Below are 630 nucleotides of genomic sequence, written 5' to 3' on the forward strand. Positions count from 1 at the left end.
GTTTTTATAAAGAAAATTATTTATATACTCGGTAATATTATAAACTAAAATTAATAATATACAAAATTATCTTATTAAAAAAAACTAAATTTTTACGATTATTTTTTATATAAAATACTTGAGGTTGTTATGAGATATTTTATTATAATATTGCTTTTTATTTATTCTTGCAGCTCTGTAAATACTAATTCTAAAACTCTTAATAATGGTTGGATTAATGAAAATAAATTTAGCATTAATTCTATAGGCTATCCAAATAGTGATAATAATGCCACATTAGAAGAAAATAAAAATAGYGCTTATAATGCTGCTTTATCTCTTTCTATTGTTAAAATTGAGAATGCTTTTTCAAAAGAATTGCCTCAAAATTATAAATATTATGATGATTTRAAAAGTTTTATATCTAATAATGTGAAAGTAGAATATGCAAATTATGTAGATAATAGATACTATAATATAATGGTTTCTATAGAATATGATAATTTATTAGATAATTTAAGAAAAGGTAAAAAAATAACAAAATAGTGTAAATTTTTTTTGTTTTTATTTTACTTTTAAATTAAATATGAGTTATTTATAAGAATAAAAATATATACAATAGGAGAAAAGTATGAAGTCTACTAAATTGAT

Annotated in this window: 1 protein-coding gene; it reads left to right on the forward strand. The window is 18.3% G+C overall.

All coding sequences use genetic code 11. The features are described from left to right. Positions 1-129: 129 nt before the first annotated feature. Complete coding sequence (locus GQX97_RS13840; protein ID WP_013244923.1) at positions 130-525, forward strand: hypothetical protein; 396 nt, start codon at positions 130-132, stop codon at positions 523-525. Positions 526-630: the final 105 nt, after the last annotated feature.

Origin of the sequence: Brachyspira sp. SAP_772 (genome assembly GCF_009755885.1) — a bacterium.
Lineage (GTDB): Bacteria > Spirochaetota > Brachyspiria > Brachyspirales > Brachyspiraceae > Brachyspira.